This is a genomic window from Arthrobacter sp. TJ-58, from assembly GCF_058269295.1.
In genome coordinates this window covers 1-721 of record NZ_JBZCNM010000013.1, presented here as the reverse complement: position 1 = coordinate 721, position 721 = coordinate 1, and the positions used below count along the sequence as shown (strand labels likewise).

The 721-nt window shown below is 63.7% G+C and carries 1 protein-coding gene; it reads right to left on the bottom strand.

All coding sequences use genetic code 11. The features are described from left to right. A partial coding sequence (locus AC4D2W_RS17275) for a helix-turn-helix domain-containing protein (RefSeq protein WP_490928161.1) occupies positions 1-617 on the bottom strand: 617 nt, incomplete at its 3' end. Positions 618-721: the final 104 nt, after the last annotated feature.

Sequence of the window (721 nt, the reverse complement as noted above, 5' to 3'; positions counted from 1 at the left end):
TTCTTCTCATCGGTGAGGATCTCGGAATAGGCCAGCCGGGAATGGTCATCCACTGCGTGATGCAGGTAGGCGTATCCGGGCCGGCGGTTGGTTTCGGTGCGGGTTTTATTCCGGTTCCCCGCTGACCGGCCGACCATTTTGTGTCCGCCACCGTCGGGGATGCGGCCGAGTTTCTTGATATCCACGTGCACCAGGTCCCCGGGATGCTTGTGTTCATAGCGGACGGGTTTGGGCCGGCGGACCGGCAGGCCCGTCGCGTGGTCCAGGTGTGAGAGCCGGGGCATGCGGTACCGCCGCAGTACTTTCTCCACGGTGGACCGGGCCAGGTGCAGGTGGTGGGCGATGCGGTGGGGACCCCAGCGGCGGGTGAAGCGCAGCGCGATGATCCGCCGTTCGGTCCGAACGGGTGTTTGATGCGGACAGGACAAAGGCCGCGAGGAAAGATCCCGCATCCCGGATACTCCTCGGGAGCGGTATCTGTCGGCCCACTTCTTCGCTGTTGCCGGCGAGCAGCTGAAGCGTTCGGCAGCCCGGCGAAGCGGCCACCCGGACTCGACAACGAGTTTTGCCAGGCGCAGTCGGCCGGTTTCGGTCAGGGGTGCGTTAGCGTGGGTCACGAGGGTCTCCGTTGGCCGATACGAGTGTGGTAACCCATATCGAACCGGAGACCCTCGCCTATTTAACTCTTGCCACGCCGTTCACAACCACCGTAAGAGTTACA